Source organism: Acinetobacter lwoffii (assembly GCF_022967985.1).
Taxonomy (GTDB): Bacteria; Pseudomonadota; Gammaproteobacteria; order Pseudomonadales; family Moraxellaceae; genus Acinetobacter.
In genome coordinates this window covers 1-784 of sequence record NZ_JALJVC010000053.1, presented here as the reverse complement: position 1 = coordinate 784, position 784 = coordinate 1, and the positions used below count along the sequence as shown (strand labels likewise).

The 784-nt window shown below is 53.8% G+C and carries 1 protein-coding gene and 2 rRNA genes; 2 read left to right on the top strand and 1 reads right to left on the bottom strand.

Annotated elements, in window-relative coordinates:
* Nucleotides 1–338, top strand: a 23S ribosomal RNA gene (locus MWG72_RS15440); the annotation flags it as partial.
* Between the two features lie 125 nt (nt 339–463).
* Nucleotides 464–578: ribosomal RNA gene (gene rrf / locus MWG72_RS15435) — 5S ribosomal RNA — on the top strand.
* Here rrf and MWG72_RS15430 read toward each other — a convergent pair.
* On the bottom strand, nt 567–784 hold a 218-nt coding region (locus MWG72_RS15430; RefSeq protein WP_247144427.1), incomplete at its 5' end, for a hypothetical protein. The two genes, rrf and MWG72_RS15430, sit on opposite strands and share 12 nt — an antisense overlap.

The following is a 784-nucleotide window of genomic DNA, read 5'->3' as shown; positions in this document are numbered from 1 at the left end:
AAGTGGTACGCGAGCTGGGTTCAGAACGTCGTGAGACAGTTCGGTCCCTATCTGCCATGGGCGTTGGAGATTTGAGAGGGGCTGCTCCTAGTACGAGAGGACCGGAGTGGACGAACCTCTGGTGTTCCGGTTGTCACGCCAGTGGCATTGCCGGGTAGCTATGTTCGGAAGCGATAACCGCTGAAAGCATCTAAGCGGGAAGCGCGCCTCAAGATGAGATCTCCCGGGGCACAAGCCCCCTGAAGGAACCATATAGACTATGTGGTTGATAGGTCAGGTGTGTAAGTACAGCAATGTATTGAGCTAACTGATACTAATGATCCGTGTGGCTTGACCATATAACCTCAAGTTGCCTTGGCTTTACGACAACGTCGTAAGAGCATCCAAGTGCACGCTACGTCACAAGAACTATGCGAGGCTGGCGCCTTGTCCCCCGGGACGAGTGCGACTCTCCAAAAGCCTCCCTGGTGAAATTAGCGCTGTGGAACCACCCGATCCCATCCCGAACTCGGAAGTGAAACGCAGCTGCGCCGATGGTAGTGTGGCTCAAGCCATGCGAGAGTAGGTCATCGCCAGGGTTTATACCCGAGAACCCCGTTGCTTTCGCAACGGGGTTTTCCTTTTTTTGCAGGCACCTGGTTTTGACCTGGACTTGCAGCAACAACTTCACGAAGAGCTTCAAGTTCCTTCAACAAGTTGTTGACAAAGCTGAAAGGCCTGCCATAATAGGCGGCTCGCAACGACGAAAGACCTTCGGGTCCAACGACGAAGCAGCATCGGCAAC